Genomic DNA, 20,796 nt, shown 5'->3' on the forward strand with positions numbered 1-20,796 from the left:
CCGCTGTCGCGGCTCACGGGACCCCGATGGCAACGCGCCACAGTCGCGTCAACCGCGAAAGAAGGCAACTCCCTCCCCCATCCCCTCGATCGGGCGGCGTACCACGTCCTTGAGTCGCGGCGACCTGCTGCTGTCCTCGGACAACGGTTTCGGCCCCGGCAAGTTGGTCGCCCGCGAGGGTGACAAACTTGTGCTTGAGTACTTTGATGCGCCTGGTCAGGTGCCGTCGGACCGCTACCGCGAGGCGGTATCGCGTGCGAGTCTCACCCGCCTGGCCCTCTCCCCAGAATTGCGTGTGTTTTGGCAGGACGCGAACGAACGTTGGCGCTCCGGTCGCATCATTGAGGTCTCCGCGCACAACGACATCCATGTGCGGGGCCATGAGTGGGAGGGGTTCGTACCGGAAGAGCGCCTCTTCGTGCGGTGGAACAAGCCACTGACCGACCCGGTGGGGTTTGGCGCGGTGGGCATGCTCGAATCACCCATGCTCGCTGAGCTGCGTTTACCCTTCCTCCGCAGCATCCTTGAGCAGCGCTCGGCAACTCATGGCATGCGAGCCGTCCTATCGAGTTGCATCGAACTCCATGCCCATCAGGTGGAGACGGCTTGGCGCGTTCTACAGGACCCTGTTCAACGCTATCTGCTTGCCGACGAGGTCGGCCTCGGCAAGACCATCGAAGCGGGAGTCATCATTCGCCAGATGCTGCTGGACAACCCCAATCTGCGAGTCCAGTTGATCTTGCCTCCGTTTCTGCTCGACCAGTGGAAGCGTGAGTTGATCCAGAAGTTCCGAGTGCAGGACTTCCCCCTGGCGCAGGTCCGCTTTAGTCGCGATGATGAGCCGTCGGCGTGGGACGTGGCAGACCTCGTGGTAGTCGACGAGGCACACAACCTTGCACGGATGTCAGTCAGCCCGGATCCCAGCCTCGCCTTGCGCTTCGGACGGCTCCGTGAGGTCGCCCTTGCAAGTCCGCGCCTATTGCTGCTTTCCGCTACACCCGCCCTGCACAACGAAAATGCCTTCCTCGCGATGCTCAAGTTGCTTGATCCCGCGGTTTACGCCGACACCACAGCCGAACAGCTTCGGGCTCGCCTAGAGGCTCGCGCGGGCCTAGGCCGTGTGTTTCTCGGGCTGCAACCCAGCCTCCCAGGCGTACTCCTGAAGGGGCGCCTCGCGGAGATCGAAGGGTCTTTCCCGGACGACGCCGAGGTCGTCGACCTGATTGCGCGTGCCCGTGCGTCAGTGGCCACGCAAGACAAGGAAGAGACTGCATCGCTGATCCATGCCGTGCGCACGCACGTTTCCGAGGTGTACCGCGTCCACCGCCGAATGCTTCGCACCCGGCGTACAACGGCCCTGGAGGGCACCTACCGGGTGTCTGGTCGTCGCGCGCCGGAGCCAATTCTGCTGGCACCGACCCGGCGCGACGAAGTTACAGAGGCCCTCGATAGATGGCGGGAACAGGCTCTGGCGTCGGCCGAAGGCAACCGGGCGGCGATGACCGTAGCCGCGCGCGCATTCGCCGAGGCCGCAGCGGTGGCCCTTGATCCGAGCGCATTACGGGAGTGGGCGGCATACCGCGCCGATGCTCCAGTGGCCGCTGACGAGATCGCCGCGCTGAAGCGCATCGAGCAGGACTTGGCCTACGCGGACCGACGATCCACCGTCAGTCGCCCGTTCGCTGACGCACTCAGCGATCTCATGACGTCGAACGAGCGTGCCGTCGTCTTCTGCCCCACTGCGGACCTGGCAACTGAACTGGCTGAGGAACTCAAGGATCTTTTCGGCGCCCAGTCGGTCTTCTGCCATGTGGCGACCCAAGGTAGCGAGGAGAACGACCGCGCAGTTCGCTCATTCGAGGCGATCCGTAAGGCTGCGGTCCTGGTAGCAGATTCATCGGCCGAGGAAGGTCGCAACCTCCAGTTCGCCGACGTCCTGGTGCATCTGGGACTTCCTGAATCGGCAAACCGTCTTGAGCAGCGCATCGGCCGTTGTGACCGGTGGTCGCCCGAAGGATCGGGAGATTGGCGCTCATATGTCGTCTCTGGACACGCAGTGCACACCTATGCCGGCGCCTGGGCGAGCATCCTCTCGGACGGTTTCCGAATTTTCGACAACTCCGTCGCCAGCCTTCAGCAGGCCGTCGACGACGCAACCGACGAAGCATGGCGGATTCTCCTTCAGATGGGTCTAGACGGCGTCGCCTCCGCGGTGACGCGAGTTCGGGAGATGCTCGACGCGGAGATCGAACGCGTCCGCGAACAGGACGCGCTTGACAGCCTGGAGACAAGCGTCGACGAGCGCTCCGTTTACGCCCGGATCGCGGACGTCGAATCCGACGCATCAGCCTTCGCGAAGGTGAGCGACGACCTTCTTGCATCTAGTGGCGCCGCGGGCAACCTTCGATTCGAGCGGAAGGGCAACCCTTCCGCCGGCTTGGGCAGCTACGAGGCGCTCGGCCGCCTGCCGGGGAGGCAAGCACAGATACCACTGATCCCTGCATCGCGCCTCGTTCGGGACTTCCTTCCGCTGAAGGGCCACGTCGGCACGTACGTGCGGGAGGTTGCCCTCGCGCGTGAGGACGTGCATCTTTATCGGTACGGAGACCCGTTCATCGACGCTGTCAGCGATTTCCTGTGGCACGACGATCGTGGCCGAGCGTTCGGTATGTGGCGCTGGCTCCCCGAGTGGAGCCTTGATGACACACCCCTTTATCGGTTCGACTACGCGGTCGAGGCCGACCCTCTCGCGGTGCCGGCCGCAGACGATCCTCGTAGCGAACTAGGGACGGTGAGTGCTGGCATGGACCAAGGTGCGCTAACGCGGCGCGCCGACGGGATTTTCCCTCCAATCATCGTCAGCGTCTGGATGACATCTGATGCGCGGGAGTTGAGATCCAGGTCGCACCTCGACGCGGTTTCCGCCTCATACGCGAAACCGGGCCCCACCTATGCCGGCGGCGACTACTCGCTAAACCGTGTCAGGATCAAGGAGGCCTATGAACTCATTCCCCCAAGCAACTGGGGCGAGTCTTGGCGATCCGCGGAAAGAACTGCTCAACTGCTCGTCCGCAGTCGAGAGGACGTTCGAACTGCGGTCGAGCGTGCCTCTGCCATCGCCAACCGAGATTCGGCAACGAGGCTGTCGCAACTGCGTCTGCGAGCCATGCGCACGACTGGATCGGAACTCGTCCGCTTGAAGGAGGAACTCCATCGCGAGGAAGTCATCGCCCGTGCCATGTCCGCCGCCGTGGCCGCACCATCACTACGGCTAGACAGCACCGGCATTGTGGTTCTCTCCGGCCGAGCCCTGACGAGTTGACGTGACTGATCAGTGGTACCTGGCGACAGCCCACCTAGCTGGTGACACAGACAACCGCGACCTTCTTACCGGGCCCCACCGCCGACTGGTAGACGCGTGGTTCTCGGAGGTGCCGGGCGCCGAGATCGGGGGTGATGTTGCCGCGCTCCTGAGCCAGGTACTGCGTCACCGCCGAGGAACTACAGGTCATTCCAACAGTTTTCTGATCCTTGGTCTGAACGAGCGAGGTGTTCCGCTTGAGAACCTTCGCGCCGCAAACCTCGACGTCACTAAGTACGGCCTGCACCAGCATCAGGTCACGCTCGGCCCCGATTGGGCGCCCGACTGGCTCCGTGGCGACGTGCGCTGGATCGACTTGGCCTGCACGAGCCCCGACAGTTTCGAGGGACCCAAAGGCGTCGTGTCCACCGCTGCCCGACACGACCTGGCGGTGCCGGCCGACCCGCCTCTGGCCGCGATTGCAGGGGTCGATACATACCGTTCGCGCAGCCAGGCCAGCGCCGTCCGGGCGGCCACGCTTGCACCTGCGGGCGACACGCTCCACGTGGTCCTACCCACCGGGACAGGAAAGTCTCTGGTGGGCATCGCGCCCGGACTACTCGGCCGTAGCGGCGTGACAGTCGTCGTGGTCCCGACCATTGCGCTGGCCCTTGACCAGGAGCGCCAGCTTCATCGACGGTTTCCGAACCAGGGCCTCCCTCAAGAATTGGCCTACTACGGCGATCGTGCGGCGACTGAGAAGGAGGCGATGAAAGAGCGCCTGGGCGAGGGTACCCAGAGAGTGCTCTTCACCTCGCCCGAGGCTCTCGTCACCGGTTTGGCGCAGACTCTTCGACGCCTGACGGCCAGGGGCCAACTGAGCCACGTCGTAATCGACGAGGCACACCTCGTACGCACCTGGGGCCTAAGCTTCCGACCTGAATTCCAAGTCGTCGCCTCCCTGATCACCGAACTGCGAGAGGTCGCCCGAGCGCAGGGGGTATCACCTCCCCACGTAGCACTGCTAACGGCCACGCTCTCCCGACAGAGCCTGTTACTGAACGACGAACTGTTTGCCGGATCCGATACCTCGCTATTCGTAGGCTCGACATACCTACGTACTGAGATTCGCTATCTGTTTGCGGCGCCCGCGCCCCGCGAATCGCGCCTCGACCGAGTAGTCGAAGCGCTCCACCACCTTCCGCGGCCGGCGATTGTCTACACCACCAAGAAGGAGTCGGCTGACACCCTCGCAGTTCGACTGAAAGCGGCGGGGTTTGGGCGCACGGCGGTCTTCCATGGCGATGTGCGCGCCGACGACAGGCTAGAGATCCTGCGGGCTTGGTCGGGCGATGCCGGCCCGACGTCCGTCGACATCGTCGTGGGGACTAGTGCCTTCGGCCTTGGTGTGGACCAGAGCGACGTCCGTACTGTCATCCACGCCTGCGTTCCCGCCTCGGTCGACCGTTTCTATCAAGAAGTCGGGCGCGGTGGCCGTGACGGTCACGCAGCCGTTTCGGTCTGGATACCTAGCACTACCGATGCTCAAGAGGGTCGCGCCATCGAGAACGCGACCGTCCTTGGCGACAAGAAGAGTTGGGGTCGCTGGGACGCAATGCGATCGGCTCGCATCTCAGACGACCCGTCGCGCCGCGAACTTGTCCTGGACACCAGCACCGTTCCGTCCTGGCTCTACTACGCCTCTGACAGCAACCAACTGTGGAACCGCAACACTCTGGTCCTGCTGCAGCGCGCCGGCGTGCTCGACATCGTCGACACTCCCCCACCGACCTTGGAACGCCTGGAAGACGAGCCTGAGGCTGATTGGCAGAATCGCGTCGCTGCCGCTTGGTCCGCATACGTGAAGCATTTGACTGTGGGCATACGCTCCGGAATTTCCAATGTTGATGAGGCTACTGTCCTCCGGGCGATCGCCAAGGTTAGACGTGAGATTCGTGATTCAGAAACGGACTCGCGCGACCGGATCGAGCGCATGTTCAGGCTTGATGAATGCTGGGGATCAATCCTGAGCGAGGAATACGCCTACGAAGACGTTGGCTCGATGCACGCTTATCAGGTCGTTGCGCCCGCGTGCTCAGGTTGCCCGGCCGCCGCGCACGTTCACGAGCCGTCACTGCGATCTGCGCGACCGATCGTGCAGGAGGCATCCCTTCCCCTATTGCACCGCAAGGTGAGTCCCATGCTTGCCGCGATGGCCACCAGTAACCGGACGATGATCGTGACCTACCCCGAGGGAGATCTCCGGATCCACCTTGCCGAACTCGTCATGAAGGCAGTGACCCACGGCGTCCGGGGAATCTTGGCATCCAAAAGTCTGTCCAACTTGCCCGCAGTCGTGGACGCAGGCCGCTCTGCAGCGGAGGGACTGGTCGCCATTGATCCCATCGTCGCGGGCCCGCCCCGAACGTTCCCGATCCCCACGCTCATCCTCTTGGACCGAACCGATCCGCCGGAGTTGAGTTGGCTCGCCGGCCAGGCTGGTTCCCTTCGGATCGTCGTGCTGCCGGAAGAAACGCCGGACCCCCAGTATCCCGGCCAACCCGTGAAGAGCATTCGCTACCCGCATTGGACGCTTTCGTACTTTCTTAGGAGTTTGTGATGGCAGTACTCAACCCGCCACGCACACTGCCCAGCCTCGGACGTGCCATCGTGAACTACCTCCTCGATGCGCGTCGTTCGCCGACCGAGGACGACCTTGTCGCCGCATTCAAGCCGGACGGTCTTAATCCCGGCGCCGAGGCCGCGGGCGGAATGAAGAACACAATCTCCTCGCTGCGCGCGATCAACGTTCTCGAAACGAATCCCGACGGAACGCTTCGGTTGGGCGCTCAGGTCCCGTCCCCAAAGTCTCCACTCGACGCTCCGGATTTTCGCCGACTGCTTCATTCCCGAGTCTTCGACCTCGGCCGGGATGGCGATGTCTGGGCAACGCAACTCGGCGACGGCCACACGAGTGGTGCTCGTGACCTCAACCGCGCCCTCACCTGGGTGATGGCTCAGGACGCCCTGGGCCAACCGCTGTCATGGACAGAGAACCTGCAAAGGCTCCAGGCCGAGCAGTTCGGCACAACCGATCGTGAAACGTGGGCCATCGTCAACGACACGCGATGGGTAGCGGCTTCTCGATGGATTGTTGCGCTCGGCTTGGCGACCCCATCGGTCATGAAAGACCGGTCTGGCGTCGTTCCCTTACCGGTTGCCGCGGTCGGGGACGTACTGCGAACCGTGCGCGCGGAGCGTCTCCCGATCCATGAACTCCTGGCGCGAATCGGACAGGCGCTTCCCGTCCTTCACGGCGGGTCGATGCGTTCCGGACTCGTAGCCCTCCTCGGCGCCGACCCAGACCCAGGCATCAACGCCGACTGTGCGGACAGTTCAGTCGGGCAGGCACTGCGCATTCTCGAGGAGCGCGGTCGAATCCGATTCGAAACACTCCCAGACGCACAAGGCATCCGCCTGTCCCGATTCGACGCCGCGCGCCAAACGCATGCCATCGTGGAAACCGGAGGAAACAAGTGAGCTGGCGTGGCACCCTTCCAGCCGCCTGCTGGAACGCACATGAGGCTTCAGCCATCATCCCTGTTGAAGCAGAAAGCACGTCCGACGGCGTCTTCCTCGCCACACACAGCACCATCCCGATCACCCAGCGCGACCAGGTCGATAATGCCCGCGGCGGCGCCGTGGTGGACGAACGAGCATTGCTCCGTGCCGTACAGGAACAGCCTTCGGACCAGCCCATCATTCCTATCCTCGGCAAGTCCGGCACAGGCAAGTCCCACCTCGTCCGGTGGCTCCGCGCTCATCTGGAAACAAAGGAATCGACCCGCCTGATCTTCGTCCCCAAGCACCGCATGTCGCTCCGTGGGATCCTCGAACTGATCCTTGAGCACGCAAGCGGCGAGCGGGCCGACGAACTTCGGGCAAAGGTAGCGACCGCGGTCGACGCCGCCGCGGATGAAAAGACCGCGCAACTGAAGCTGCGCAACGCTCTAGCGGTGAACATCGAGACGCGCGGGAACCGCACCGACGGATCGCCCGAGGAGATCGAACTCCGCTCGTATCTCGCTTCCCCCGTTGGTCTTCCGGCTCTCTTTGGCGACGACGTCTTCCGTAGCCGGCTACTCGACCAGAACGGACCGATCGCTCGCTTGGTGCGTGAAAAGCTGTCCGGGAAGGGCGACGAGGACAAGGAGGACGCATTTGGCTTCGCTGCCAACGATCTGAACCTCTCCGTTGACGACGTGAACCGTGCCGGACAGGCCGCTCGCGAGGTCGCCGGCGCGCTGACGAGCGAACTCTCCTTCCGTGAACTCGCCGCACGAATGATCAACGAGCAACTTGGTCCGTCCGTGAGCGAGGTCTTCGGCGTAGGAGGCGACGATCTCAAGCAGATCCTCACAGACGTCCGAGTCGAGATGGACCAGCAGGGCCTCGAACTACTGGTGCTTATCGAGGACTTCTCGATCTTCCAGGGCATCCAGGGTGGACTGATTGATGCCATCACTCTCATCTCTACCGAGGCGCAAAGACTTTGTCCGATGCGAGTCGTCATGGCTGTCACCACCGGCTACTTCATCAATCAGATGCCGGAGACGGTCTACACGAGGACGTACCGGGTCTTCGACCTCGATCTACCCGACGGGATCGATGTGTCGTTCCAACCGTCCGGGTTCGCCAGTCGATACCTCAACGCCGTTCGCGTCGGAGCAACTGAACTCGAAGATGCACATGCACGCGGGGAAGAGGTGACCAACGCCTGCGAACAGTGCCCTGTCAACGCGGAGTGCCACTCGTCGTTCGGACAAGCCGACGGCTACGGCCTCTTCCCGTTCAGCCCCGCCGCCCTCGACCGCGCTATCAAGAGCCAATCGACGGACGGCAGTTTCGTGGCTCGCGACGTGCTAACCCGGGTCCTTCGACCGGTCCTCCATCGTGATCAGGCTGAGATCGACAACGGCCAATTCCCGAGCGACGGCTTTGCCAATGACTTCCGGACCGGTGCAAGCGACCGTTTGGCGAACATCGAGGACCAGTTCAAACTGCGGACGCCCGGAGACGAGGAACTCTCCGAACGTCGCATTCGGCTCGTCCGATTTTGGGGCTCGGGGGCGGGTGCGGAGAACCTTGCGCCGACGATCCATGAAGCCTTTGGCGTTACGCCAATCGCTGGACTCAACGAACCGAAGAAGGCGATCGTGGAGCCGAGTCCGCCTCCGCCCACCGAACGTTCGCGAACTCACACCCCGACACCGCAACCAGTCGATGCGGATCCAGCGCTGGTCAAGGCCGTCGATGGCTGGCTCGCAACCGGCAACATCCTCCAAGGCGAGATCAACGACCTTCGGAACATCGTCTTTCAAGCTGTCCGACAGCGACTCGCGTTCGAGGACGGCTACGGCGGCGACAGCCTGTGGAGCAACGACAAAGCCCTTGCACCAGGGTTCGAAGCGAAGATGGTCGAGTTCAACCAAGCGAAGATCGCTGGCGCCGTCCTGCCGATGGACCGATCGAACTCAGACGACATGCGAGCCCTGCGGGCACTCGCATGGGCAAACCACAAGAATAACTGGGCGGAAGTGCCTGACGGAGAGCGTCTGCAGAGGCTCACGGAGACCGCCATCGACCGATGGGCAATGCGCGTGGGCGGCGCACTTCTTCCGCCGCAGCACCCCAACGACGACACCGAACTGGCCCTGCTCGTGGAAGTGCTGCTCAGCATGGCGCGAGCGCTCGGAATCCCCGACGCATTCAAGTCCGACACCGCTAGTCGGATCCGGGCCCTATTCGCCCCTATCCCTGTACGGACAGATCTCGAACTGAGGCCTGGTCTCCGGTCCCTCCACGGCTTCCTGGTGGACGGCGCCGGCAGCGGCAATAACGTGGCTCGGGTCGGCCGCGGCCATCTCCAGCAGCGACTGCTGCGTCACGCCTCCTACAGCCAGGGCTCTGGCAAGCCCCTTGCCCTGGACCTCAGCAAACTAGCGAGGGTCGTCCGTAGCGGTGCGGTGGGCGCACCTTGGCCCGATTCGACCCCCGACCTGATCAAGACCTCGGTCACGACCATCGAGGCCCGACTGGTATCCATCGACTCCTTGCACGCAGAAGCTTCGAACCTGGTACCCGATCTTTCCGACCTCGGAGGTGAGCTCGCCGACGTCGCCTCGGAACTTGTCGTCCTCGTCAACGAGCGCGCTGCCGCCGGTGCGCTGCCAGGTGGAATCAACCCCGCCGACCTCCAAGCCGCAGCCAAGTCCGTCAAGCCCGGTGACCAACGCAAGGTCGAGGCCGCCTTTGCCGAGCTGAGTCGCTGGGATCAACTCACGCACGACGAGAAAATGCAGGTCCTAAACGCCGACTGGGATGAGCCCGCACGGCGAGTAGGTGCCTGGCTCCAAATGGCCAGGCAAACGATCCGACTGCTTGAGCACAGCCTCGGCAACGGCAGTCCCTCTGACGTGCAACGCGAATACGCTGAGGCACGCGACCAACTGGTCGCCGATCTCACCGCCACGGCCGACTCGATCTCGAGCCCACCAACCGAAGATCCAGCCGGAGCAGAGGAGCTCGCATGACCTTGCGAAGCACCATCCAGGATCTGCGCGCCTACGCCGACGTCGCCAACGACGAGCACAGGGTCAAGGTTCGGACAGGACAGTTCGCAGAACTCAGCGCACGCCTCGCCCCGCCTTTGGAGGGGCTGCCCGCGCTCAACATCGCGCTGAGTGAAGTTGCCCAACTCGATGTCGATCTGCCAGCCGGTCGGGAACAGGATGCCGCCCAGGTAGCTGACGGTCTCCGTGCCCTGGCGGATGAATTGCCATCCCTAGGCATCGAGCAGAACCTTGACCTCGCGAAGGAGCGCGTCCGCTCGGCCGAGAAATACACCAACCAGCTGCGCACTTTCGTCGTAGGCACCTGGCAGACGCACGTGAGCCAACCCCCACCGGCGATCAACACCGATCTCATCGACGCCCTGGCACAGGGCGGAATTGACGTCGAGGCGATTCGCGATGCGCTCGAGACCGCGCGCGGCCGCCTGCTCGCGATCACCAGCAGGCTGATCCCGGACCGTGGTGCGGTTCAGAAGCACCATGACGCAATCGAGTCGATACACCGCTGCGGCGAACAGATCGGAGAGGTCGTCGACTCCGATATCGCTGAGGGCATCGTGGGGTCTCAGGAACCGTCTGGGGTCCCGCTCACCTGGTTCACGCCAGAACGTCTCGAAAGGCTTCAGGCCCTCGGCATCCTCGATCGTTTCCACGTGAGGCTGCGATGAACCCAGCGCTGTCCACCCGAATCCTTGACCGACTCGAGTCACTCGAGGATCCACTGCTGTGCTGGGGAGTCGTCGACGGTGGCTTCAGCACAGACGAACTCCGCAGGGTGATCACCGACGAACTCACCGCAAGCCACGAATGGGACCTCGGCGCCGACGACATCATCGAGGCGATGACTATGCAGGCGATGCTGGTCCACGACTCCAGTTCGTCCCCCGCCCGTTGGCGCACCCGCAATGGTGAGACCATCCGCTTGGTGGCGCGACTCCGGCAGACCTTCCTCGGCCAGACGTGGCAATCCGGAACGAACCTGATCTCCGACTTCCGGTACGCACGCCGTCCCCGCTTCTATCCAAAAAGGGATCACCCTTGGACAGCTGCCATCGACGGGGTCGTCGGCCCCGTCGACGCCTACCGCGATGTCCTCGAGGTCATGACGCAACGCGACGGCAGGCATGACCTCCTAGGCGGGTTCCAGGTCCGCGCTACCAGGCACATCTTGTCCGCGCTGCAGAGTCAGACCACGACAGCCACCGTGGTCGGTGCTGGAACCGGAAGCGGAAAGACCAACGCGTTCTACCTCCCTGCCTTCAGCCACCTGGCTAGTGTCACCGACCCCTCCGCATGGACCCGCGCACTAGCCGTCTATCCCCGTACCGAACTGCTGAAGGATCAGTTGGACACGGCGTTCGCCCACGCCTGCCGACTCGACGGGCTGTGGAAGCGGTCCACTGGACGATCGCTGACGATCGGTGCCCTCTACGGCAGCACACCCACTAATGCGAAAAACGTAAGGCTTCCCTATCGGGGTTGGGGAAGGCGCTCCCACGGCATGGCTTCACCGCAGATGCGCTGTCCCGGCGATGGTTTCGCCCAATGTGGAGGCGAACTCGTCTGGCCCAACGAAGACATCGATGCCGGAGTCGAACGCCTGGTATGCGCGACCTGCCGGCGCTCGTTCGGACAGGACCAAGTCGTCCTTACCCGTCAATCCATGCAGAACTCGCCTCCCGACCTCCTCTTCGTGACGACCGAGATGCTCAATCGGGGACTCTCCGATATGAATCTCACACGGCCTTTGGGCATCGACGTACCAGTCGGCAAGAAGCCTCGGATGATGCTCCTCGATGAGATTCACACCTACGACGGAACCACCGGCGCCCAGGCCGCCATGGTGCTCCGCCGATGGCACCACAGCATCCAAGCCCCCATTGCCTTCGTCGGTCTCTCCGCGACGCTGTCGAACCCGATCCGCCACATGGCAGACCTGACCGGGGTCGACGACGAACTCGTCAGCAGCATCACGCCCGACGCCGACGAGTTGGAGTACGAGGGGGCGGAGTACTTGCTCGCGCTCCGCAGCGACCCCACCAGCGGCGCGTCCGTCCTGTCCACGACCATCCAGACAGCCATGCTGCTCCCGCGAACGCAGGATGAGTCGGCGAGTCGGATCTCATCCGGTGTCTACGGAACGAAGGCCTTCGTCTTCACAGACGATCTCGATGTCACGAACCGGCTGTTCTCATACCTCCTCGACGCCGAAGGGCAGCGGTACGCCTCCGGAAGGACGAACTCGTTCAAACCTCCTCTCGCGTCATTACGTTCGATCTCCAATGGGGGGGAGGTCACGCAACAGCGTCGCGCCGGCCAACTCTGGGATCTACCTACTGCGATCGGCCACAAGTTCGCAACGATCGGCGAAGGTCTTCGGGTGAGCCGAACCACTTCACAGGACGCAGGCGTTACGGCCGACAGTCAACTGATCGTTGCGACCGCGTCTCTCGAGGTCGGCTTCGACGACCCCGACGTCGGTGTGGTCATCCAGCACAAGGCACCTCGCGGAGTCGCCGCCTTCCTTCAGCGGAAGGGGCGAGCGGGTCGCAAGCGGACCATGCGGCCCTACACCGCAGTCGTACTGTCCGACTACGGCCGCGACCGCGCGACATACGAGTCGTGGGACACCCTGTTTGACCCCGTGCTCCCTGATCTCGTGCTGCCGATCCGCAACCGCGCCGTACTGCGCATGCAAGCAACCATCGCGATGATCGATTGGCTGACAGCGCAGCTCCGTGAACAGCGTGTCCCGAGAACGACAAACGGGTGGACAGCCCTCGGCCAGAAGCCGGCCGACAGCTTCGCCAAGCCGGGCCGCGAGACTCAACTCAAGGCCGTTAAGATCCTGAACGAAGCCCTCCGCGATCCGGACCGCCAGCGAAGCCTGCGCACGTGGGTGCAGACCGCACTCGGCCTGTCCGACTCAGAGGCCAACGAAGTCTTGTGGCATCCGCCGAGGCCACTCTTGCTCGAGGCGATCCCGACGTTGCGTCGCCGCCTCCTGCACAACTGGGGCGTGGCCGATGCCACCAGAGTCCACGAGTTTCGCGATCTCATGGGCGGCAATCCCCTGCCCGACTTCTTCCCGATGAACCTCTTCAGCGAACTCGCTTTGCCCGAGACTTTAGTGAGCATTCCGCCTCAGTCGGATCGGGATACCGAGCGCGAAGTCCATCCGATGGGTCTCGGCCAGATGCTCCGCGAGTACGCACCGGGTCGGGTGTCACGCCGATTCGCAACAAGGAATCTCGAGCACCGCCACTGGATTCCCGTTCCGATCGGCGTAGCTGAACCGATACTTGAACTCACAACGCTCCTGCCCCTGTTTGGGATCGAGGAGCCTTGCACCATCGACCTTGACGGCACTCCGACGACCACCACGGTCGTTCGTCCCGATGAGGTCCTGCTCGAACTGCCACCGAAGGCAGTGAAGGACTCGTCAAACGCAACGATGCAATGGCGGTCGCAGTTCGTCGAAACGGGGACCGGCCTGATTATCCGCGTGCCGAGCGCCGACCCTGTCGGGCGCCTGATCAAGGACGCGCGCTTCTTCCTGCATGCTCAGAACGCTCACGTCAATGTCCATCGTGCGGCCGTGAGTGCTGACGCCACCCTGAACCTCGAAGACGGCAGTGAGCAGCGGGTTCGATCTCGCTTCGCGCTTCATGGCCAACCGGCCGCGATGGGCTCGACTTTTGAGGTGGACGGATTGCGCATCCGAGTCGAACTTCCGGCGGACATCGCCATCCCGTCCGACCTCATGCCCGGACTGCGCAGTGCCTGGTTCAAGCACGTCCTGCTCAATGACGATGAGTTGCTGAGCTTCCTGAATAGCTTCCGGATTGACTGGCTGCACCAGTGCCTCGAGGCCATGCTGCTCACTACGGCAGTACGTGACCAGAGCACCCTCGCGGAGGCCTACGCATCGATCCACGACTCCTTCGACGACAAACTCGACGAAACCCTCGACGCCATGTTCCGGGCGTCGAGCGTGGTCGAGTCAGAGTCCGCGGTGCTGTCACGAATGGGCGCCCGACTCAAGGAGGCACTCAAGAACCCGGCCATCGCCTCCCGTCTCGACGCCCTGGCGCCGCAGTACTGGTCTCCTGAGCCCACAGCGTTCAATCGGTGGTTGCGCGAACGGACGCTTTCGACGCTTGGACATGCGACGCTGGCTGCGGCCAGACAGATCTGCCCGGAGCACGATCCTGAAAGCATCCTCGTTGACATCGAGCCCGGATATGATGCCGACGGCCGACCGCGGGCCGGGGAGATTTGGCTGTCGGAATCCTCCATCGGCGGCGGTGGATTCGTAGAAGCCCTCGCCGCGCGGGTCCGCCCCGATCCTCGACGACTCCTTCGACTCCTCCTGCGAGCTACACAGCCCAGTACGTACGAACTCGTTGACATCCATCTTCAGCGGGTAATCGATCTGACGACCACGGACCCCACGTGGTCTGGCCTCGTCAACGACTTTCGGACTGCGCCTGATCAGGCAACACGCGTCGAGGCGCTCGGGCGGATCCGGGATGGCCTGCGCCAATCAGGCATCTACGGCGCCGAGCAGTCGGTCGTGTCATCGCTTGCGAGTCGCGTTCTGCGGCCAGGATCGACCCCAGCGACGGACAGGGCGTTGTCGACTGTGACGACCGAGTGGAAGGCAGAGGAGCGGCGACTCGGTGTCGAAATCCCACCTCGCACCTGGGCGTATCTGATGCGCGCACGCGCCGACTTGGATGCTGGCCTGGTCCTCGCGGGTGGAGGCGGCGAGCGCCAGCGAATGGATGCGGTCCAGAGCATGCTGTGGCCGCGCGGCTGGCAACTCCGTGCTGAACAACTGAACGCTTGGAATCCGTTTGCCGCGAATCTGGCAGCGGCACCCGACGTGCTGCGGTCTCTCGCTGCCGCAGGCGATCCCCCGCTCCCCCTCATCGGCGACTTCCGTGTACGCGTCCGGCGGGCCCTGGCGAGTATGGGCTCGGCGCAGGTCCTAGCCACCCCCGATCAGGCCGGAGAGCTCGCAGATCTGCTCGTGGACGTCAGCGTCGAGCCGGTAGTGACCGAATACCTCAATGTCTATCCGCGGGTTGTGGAGGTCGACCACCGGGCGAACGGCGACGTCGTCGTCGCGCTCGAACTGGCCGAGGTGTCGGCATGAGACGGATTACGACTGGGGGCCGCGGGCAGACGCGGGTTCTCAATGACCTCATGCAGAACCTGCTGGTCACAGAACTCCTGGTCCCTTCCGGGCAACTGTGGGTTCTGTCTCCTTGGATCTCCGATATTGACGTAATCGACAACACGGCGGGCCAGTTCAAGACCGTGCTGCCAGGTCTCCCATCACGAAGGATTCACCTGACCGAGGTCCTGATCGAACTGGCTCGTCGTGGGAGCGACGTCCGCGTTCTGACCCGCGACGCTGAGAGCAACATCGTTGCGCGCCAGCGGCTCGAGAATGCCGGCGGCCTGGGCGCTAGGCCGGCGGTACGAATCCATCCCAATCTCCACGACAAGGGCATCCTGGGCGACCGATTCCACCTCCAGGGATCGATGAACTTCACCTACTTCGGACAGACGATAAACGCTGAGGGCGTGACGTTGACGCGCGACCCCCACGCCATCGCGGAGACGCGGATCTCGTACAACGCCCTCTACGAAGGGGCCGGTCATGCAGGGTGACGAGTTTTTTGGGCCCGGTAACGACATCAAACCCGCACGCCTACACCCCGAGCACGAGACATCGATCGAGAACTGGCGCGCTGCCATCAGGCGTGGGCAGATCGCGTTTCTTCCGAGAGCGACCAGCGGAAACCTTTACTGGTACGGGTTTGCGCCCACGCAACGGGAGCAGAAAGAGTTGCTCACGCTGCTGGACGCCTGGGTAGGCCCCACATTCAGCGACCTGCCGAGAAGCCGGGGGCGGCTGTACCCAAAGGATCCGTTTGACACGGCGCTGGCCACGAACGACGTGCCGCCACTTCGCTTTGAGGTTCTGCCTCGCGGCAGCGGAGCGGCTCGCGACGAGGTACGCCAAGCACTCCTGGTTCTCTCCAAGTTGGTGTGGAAGCGTCCCCGCTCTGAGTTCGACGCCCCACGAACCACGGTCGAGGTGCTCGACGACTTGGGTCACGCAATTGGTGCTCAGGATCGGCGAATCGCCCTTGCATGCCTTCGTGAACTCGAAGCCTTCGCCGATCTCGACCACTCGAACCTTGCGTTCCTCCGCTTGCGCGTACACGCCGGGCTTAGGGACGTGGCCGCAATCTTCGCCGACCAGGACCTGGAACACGTCCTCCAACTGCGTCGCCCACTCGGTATCACTCGACTGCTTCAGCACGCTGTCTACGAGCGCTACCTAGAAGCGGCCGACGCATCCGGCGAGGGAGCATCACTGCTCGAAGCTGCCGACCGGATCCCAACTGGGCTCCGAACACTCACAACAGGAGGCACCGCAGGAAGCCGGCCCGCGCTCGTCGTCGAGTTCGTGCTAGCCAGACTTGGAGGCGCCGCAACCGCCACGCTTGAGCGGTGGGCCGAGGAAGCTCAGTCCATCTCGCCGGCATTGACGGACACGCTCCGCCTGCTGATTGCGCCTAATGCTGAGCCAACTCAGACGCTTCCTGCTGACCCCTCGGCGAAGCCAGACGTCACGCCGACAGATGAACTCCACCGACTTATCGAAGAAGGTGAGTTCGCTGCGGCGATCATCGCCGGTCTGGCAGAGCCGCCATCGACGACCACGGCTGCCCTATTGCTCGGATGCATTCGCGAGCTCGAGGACACGCGTCTCGCCGGTGAAGTCGCGGCCTTCGTCGAGGCTTCGGGACTCGAGGCAGAGTCGCGAGAAGACGACGTCGTCGTCCGAGCCGATCTTGAATGGCTCGCGCACTTCCTGACCCCGCTGCGGAACCATGGGTGGCTCGGATGGTTCGACGCCCTCCGCTCGAACGATGTCGCGGGAATGGACGTCGATTTCAGCGTCAGCGCCGACTGGTCGCCGCTCGACCATGCGACTGTCGCCAACTGCCTGGCGTCGCTGGACGAAGAGTCGTTGGCTCGGCTGGGAGACCATGGCGGCGCGTTCATGGCAGCGCACTCGTCGCTATTTGCGGGCTCAGACGGAGCCGAACTCTGTGAGCGTGTTCTCGCAGGCTTCGCCGTCAGCGAAAAGAACACCGTGGGAATCCGCATTCAGACGGTCGCACTCCTGGAGTACCTGTCCGCTTCCGGGCCAGAGCCAGAGACTCTGGCCTCCTCGCTTCTGTGGACAGAGGACATCCTCCGGGCGGGCACCTCGGCAGTCACTGCGAGCTGGACGGTCGATGTGCTCCAGGCCGCAACCGCCAGCCCGCAGGCCCTGTCGCTCGATGCCAAGACTCGACTGTTCTACAGCGCACTTGAGGTGCTAAGGCCTGTGCGCTCCAGCCTAAGCCTCGCTGAGATCGAGGGACTTCGACTCGTCGCCGACGAGTTGACTACGGCCCTGCCCGAGGACTTCGAGATCAAGACCCTCGGTGAAGACCCGGCCGCGCCGTACCGCCACCTTGAAGATTCAGTCGTCGTGCTCTACTCGCTCACCGAGTCCGCAATTACCCGCGCCGCACAGGTCCTTCGGCGGCTCATCCCAGGCATCGATGTACGGACGGCGTCAGACCATGACGGCAGTCAGCAGTTGGCTGCGCTCAGCTCGAACGCCGATGTATTCGTCATGGTCGCGGCATCGGCGAAGCACGCTGCCACCAACTTCATCAAGGACCACCGCGGAGGTCGACCAGTCATCCAGGTGAACTCGCGCGGCTCGTCGGCCATTCTCCGAGAGTTGGCCGAGGGGTGACATCAGCCAGCAGACATCACCTGTGGTTCTTGCTGACGCATCGACTACAGGGCAACTGACTCCCAACCGACAACCCTCCAAAGCCGAACGAAAGCGGCGGTCATGCCGCTAATCCGGACGCTGCACTGAGAGGGCTTTCACGGAATAGGGCGGCGTTTGGGGCCTCTACTGAGGATCAGTCGGTTGCCGCGCCAATTCATGACATACGGGTCGGTGATTTCGCCGATGAACTGGCCTCCGGTCTCGTTGCGGAAGGCGAGGAACTTCGTCTCGCCCGTCTCGCGGTCGTCGACGAACTTGCCGACGTAGAGGGTCGGGTCGTCGATCTCCTGAGCGCCGGCCAGGTCGTAGGGCCCCAGCACCGACTCGGCCGACGCGATCCACACGCCACCCGTGATGCCGGCGGCGCGCGCCGCCTCGGGCATGTCCCCGACTGAGCAGTTGAAGAGCAGCACCTGCTTCCCGTCAACCACATGCGTCTGGAAGACCTCGAGCTGGCCAAACCCAGCCCCCGGCTCAGACAACGGCGACCGCAGCTCCCACTTCTCGAGATCAGCCGACCACGCGTGCCCCACGACCCCCCGGTCCACCCGATCCGAGGGATCGGAGGCAGGACCAACAGCAGACCGAGCCGTGATCAACATGTGCCAGCCATCGCCATCGGGGTCGGCCACCACCCACGGGTCGCGGAACGCCTCGTCGTGCCAGTTCCCCTCGGGCGGCGGCGCGTACTTCTCGTACCACCGCCCGTCAGCCTCGAGCACCGGCCCCGGCGCCTTGTCCCACATGTAGAGGTCAGAGGAGACGGCATACCCGATGGACTGCACGTTGGCGCCGTGCTCGTTGAGCCGAGCCCCGGTGTAGAACATGAACCACCGCCCGTCCGGGTGCCGCACGACCGACCCGGTCCACGTCGCGAGCTCGTCGAAGGCCGGCGCGTCCGAGCGCACGAGCGCGTCGACGACCCGCTCCCAGTGGACCAGGTCAGACGACACCGCGTGCCCGATCGAGGCCCTGTAGTGCCGGGCGTGCGGGTCGCGCAGCGCCCGCGACGCGTAGAGGAAGAAGAGGTGGTACTGCTCCCCGTCGTCGACGAGCCAGAAGTCCCACACCCACGCCTCGGGGAGACGAAACACGATTCAGCCTTTCACGCCGGAGCTGGCGATGGAGTTGATGAAGGAGCGCTGGAAGGCCACGAACAACACGAGCACCGGCGCGGTGATCATCGTGGCGTACGCCATGATCTGACCCCACGAGGTGTTGAGCTGCTTGAAGTAGTCGATGCCGACCATGACCGGCCGCAGCTCCTCGGTCTGCACCGCCATGAGCGGCCAGAGGTACTGGTTCCACATCGGCAGGAAGGTGAGGATCGCGACCGTGGCGATCGCCGGCCCCGACAGCGGCATGACGATGCTCCGGTAGATGCGGAACCACCCCGCGCCGTCGACCTTCGCCGCCTCGTCGAGCTCCTTCGGGATGCTGTCGAAGTACTGGTAGAAGAGGAAGATCGAGAAGGCGTTGGCGATGAACGGGATGATCTGCACCTGGTAGGTGTCGAGCCAGCCCTGCGAGATGCCGTCCGGCCCGAGGAAGGGCAGCTGGTTCGACCACCACAGCAGCGGCAGCGCCAGCGTCTCGAAGGGCACGATGAGCGTCGCGAGGATGATCCCGAGCACCCCTCCCGCGCCGCGGAAGCCGATGCGCGACAGGGCGAAGGCCGCCATCGAGTTGACGACGATCCCGAGCACCACGGTGACGACCGTGATGACGACCGAGTTCATCATGAACTGCGCGAAGGGCACTCTCCCGAAGACGCCGGTGTAGTTCGCCGTCGAGATGTCCCCGGTCGGCAGGAAGGCCTTGAAGCTGCCGAGGTCGTCGAAGATCTGCAGGTCGGGCTTGAAGCTCGACACGACCATGAAGACGAGGGGCAGACCGAAGACGAGGCACAGCACGATCCGCAGCAGGAGGCCGAGGGCGTGCCGGGCCGGGTGCGGCCGGTCGCCGCCACGGTGCTGCTCGGGGACGGCGGTCTCGGCGACGTGGGCCAGGCCCTCGGGGCCGGTGGTGACGGTGGCGCTCATCGGACGACGTCCTTGTCTCGGGTGACGTAGCGGTTGAGCAGCGTGACGGCGAGCACGAGCACGAAGAAGGCGAGCGAGATCGCCGAGGCGTAGCCGGTCTGCTGCTGCTGGAAGCCGGTGCGCACCGCCATGAGCACGAGGGTCGACGTCGAGTCGAGCGGTCCGCCCTGGGTCATGATGTTGACCTGGGTGAAGAGCGCGAACGCCGAGATCGTGATCGTGATGAGGATGAACGTGCGGGTCGCGCGCAGCCCCGGCCACGTGACGTAGCGGAACTTCTGCCACCTGTCGGCCCCGTCGAGGTCGGCCGCCTCGTAGAGGTCGGCGGGGATGGTCTGCAGCCCGGAGAGCCAGATGACCATGTGGAAGCCCATCGCCTGCCACGCCGACATGAGGATGATGGCGAGCAGCGCCGTCTTCGGGTCGCCGAGCCAGTCCGGCCCGACGATCCCGAACTTGAGCAGCACCTCGTTGATGAGGCCGTTCTTCTGGTACATGAACAGCCACAGCATCGACACGACGACCATCGAGGTGACGACCGGCAGGAAGTAGACGGTCCGGAAGAAGTTGACCCCGCGCATCTTGACGTTGACGAGCAGCGCCAGCCCGAGCGCGCACGCCGACTGCAGCGGCACGATGACCACGGCGAAGACGATCGTGTTGCGCAGCGACTTCCAGAACGTCTCGTCCTGGAAGAGGCGGACGAAGTTGTCGGTGCCGATGAACTCGGCCGGCCGGGGCGAGATGAGCCGGGCGTTCGTGAACGCCAGCCCGAACGTCAGCCCGATCGGGATGAGCAGGAAGGTGATGAGCAGGACCGCCGCCGGCAGCAGCATGAGCAGTGCCGTCGTGGTCGATGAGCGAGAGCCCTTGGCCGGCTTGCGCTCCCGAAGCGTGGTCGCCGACGCGTTCTCGGCAGCAGTGATGGTGGACATGTCAGTC

Annotated in this window: 11 protein-coding genes; 8 read left to right on the forward strand and 3 right to left on the reverse strand. The window is 63.9% G+C overall.

Features of this window, described 5'->3' with window-relative positions:
- Positions 1-109: 109 nt before the first annotated feature.
- Genes dpdE through dpdD form a run of 8 tightly spaced genes read left to right on the forward strand, consistent with a single transcriptional unit; the run spans position 110 to position 17,770 of the window.
- Positions 110-3,322, forward strand: a complete 3,213-nt coding sequence (gene dpdE, locus NR112_RS05440; protein WP_256792972.1) for a protein DpdE — start codon at positions 110-112, stop codon at positions 3,320-3,322.
- 1 nt (position 3,323) lies between these two features.
- Positions 3,324-5,921, forward strand: a complete 2,598-nt coding sequence (gene dpdF, locus NR112_RS05445; RefSeq protein ID WP_256792973.1) for a protein DpdF — start codon at positions 3,324-3,326, stop codon at positions 5,919-5,921.
- Complete coding sequence (gene dpdG, locus NR112_RS05450) at positions 5,921-6,841, forward strand: protein DpdG (RefSeq protein WP_256792974.1); 921 nt, start codon at positions 5,921-5,923, stop codon at positions 6,839-6,841. The genes dpdF and dpdG overlap by 1 nt, the downstream gene beginning before the upstream one ends.
- Positions 6,838-9,894, forward strand: a complete 3,057-nt coding sequence (gene dpdH / locus NR112_RS05455; protein ID WP_256792975.1) for a protein DpdH — start codon at positions 6,838-6,840, stop codon at positions 9,892-9,894. The genes dpdG and dpdH overlap by 4 nt, the downstream gene beginning before the upstream one ends.
- Entirely contained in the window at positions 9,891-10,601 is a 711-nt protein-coding gene (locus NR112_RS05460) for a hypothetical protein (RefSeq protein ID WP_256792976.1), read from the forward strand. Before dpdH ends, NR112_RS05460 begins: the two co-directional genes overlap by 4 nt.
- Complete coding sequence (dpdJ, locus tag NR112_RS05465) at positions 10,598-15,094, forward strand: protein DpdJ (protein ID WP_306216813.1); 4,497 nt, start codon at positions 10,598-10,600, stop codon at positions 15,092-15,094. Before NR112_RS05460 ends, dpdJ begins: the two co-directional genes overlap by 4 nt.
- Positions 15,091-15,615, forward strand: a complete 525-nt coding sequence (dpdK, locus tag NR112_RS05470; protein ID WP_306216814.1) for a phospholipase D-like domain-containing protein DpdK — start codon at positions 15,091-15,093, stop codon at positions 15,613-15,615. The genes dpdJ and dpdK overlap by 4 nt, the downstream gene beginning before the upstream one ends.
- A complete protein-coding gene (gene dpdD, locus NR112_RS05475; RefSeq protein WP_256792979.1) occupies positions 15,605-17,770 on the forward strand; it encodes a protein DpdD in 2,166 nt (721 codons plus the stop codon). The genes dpdK and dpdD overlap by 11 nt, the downstream gene beginning before the upstream one ends.
- 137 nt (positions 17,771-17,907) lie before the next feature.
- Here dpdD and NR112_RS05480 read toward each other — a convergent pair whose 3' ends face one another.
- From NR112_RS05480 to NR112_RS05490, 3 genes are read right to left on the reverse strand one after another with little or no spacing between them, the layout of a single operon-like run.
- The gene (locus NR112_RS05480) at positions 17,908-18,906 is read right to left on the reverse strand and encodes a glycoside hydrolase family 68 protein (RefSeq protein ID WP_256792980.1); all 999 of its coding nucleotides are present in this window, start codon (positions 18,904-18,906) and stop codon (positions 17,908-17,910) included.
- A gap of 3 nt (positions 18,907-18,909) precedes the next feature.
- The gene (locus NR112_RS05485) at positions 18,910-19,854 is read right to left on the reverse strand and encodes a carbohydrate ABC transporter permease (RefSeq protein ID WP_256792981.1); all 945 of its coding nucleotides are present in this window, start codon (positions 19,852-19,854) and stop codon (positions 18,910-18,912) included.
- Positions 19,851-20,789, reverse strand: a complete 939-nt coding sequence (locus NR112_RS05490) for a carbohydrate ABC transporter permease (protein WP_056823898.1) — start codon at positions 20,787-20,789, stop codon at positions 19,851-19,853. Before NR112_RS05490 ends, NR112_RS05485 begins: the two co-directional genes overlap by 4 nt.
- Positions 20,790-20,796 lie beyond the last annotated feature (7 nt).

Source organism: Terrabacter sp. Ter38 (assembly GCF_024519435.1).
Classification (GTDB): domain Bacteria; phylum Actinomycetota; class Actinomycetes; order Actinomycetales; family Dermatophilaceae; genus Terrabacter.

What these genes read in the sequence shown, in the direction of transcription:
- dpdJ (WP_306216813.1), top strand. Translation starts at nt 10,598, where the DNA reads ATGAACCCAGCGCTGTCCACCCGAATCCTTGACCGACTCGAGTCACTC.
- NR112_RS05460 (WP_256792976.1), top strand. Translation starts at nt 9,891, where the DNA reads ATGACCTTGCGAAGCACCATCCAGGATCTGCGCGCCTACGCCGACGTC.
- NR112_RS05485 (WP_256792981.1), bottom strand. Translation starts at nt 19,854, where the DNA reads ATGAGCGCCACCGTCACCACCGGCCCCGAGGGCCTGGCCCACGTCGCC.
- dpdK (WP_306216814.1), top strand. Translation starts at nt 15,091, where the DNA reads ATGAGACGGATTACGACTGGGGGCCGCGGGCAGACGCGGGTTCTCAAT.
- NR112_RS05490 (WP_056823898.1), bottom strand. Translation starts at nt 20,789, where the DNA reads ATGTCCACCATCACTGCTGCCGAGAACGCGTCGGCGACCACGCTTCGG.
- dpdD (WP_256792979.1), top strand. Translation starts at nt 15,605, where the DNA reads ATGCAGGGTGACGAGTTTTTTGGGCCCGGTAACGACATCAAACCCGCA.
- dpdG (WP_256792974.1), top strand. Translation starts at nt 5,921, where the DNA reads ATGGCAGTACTCAACCCGCCACGCACACTGCCCAGCCTCGGACGTGCC.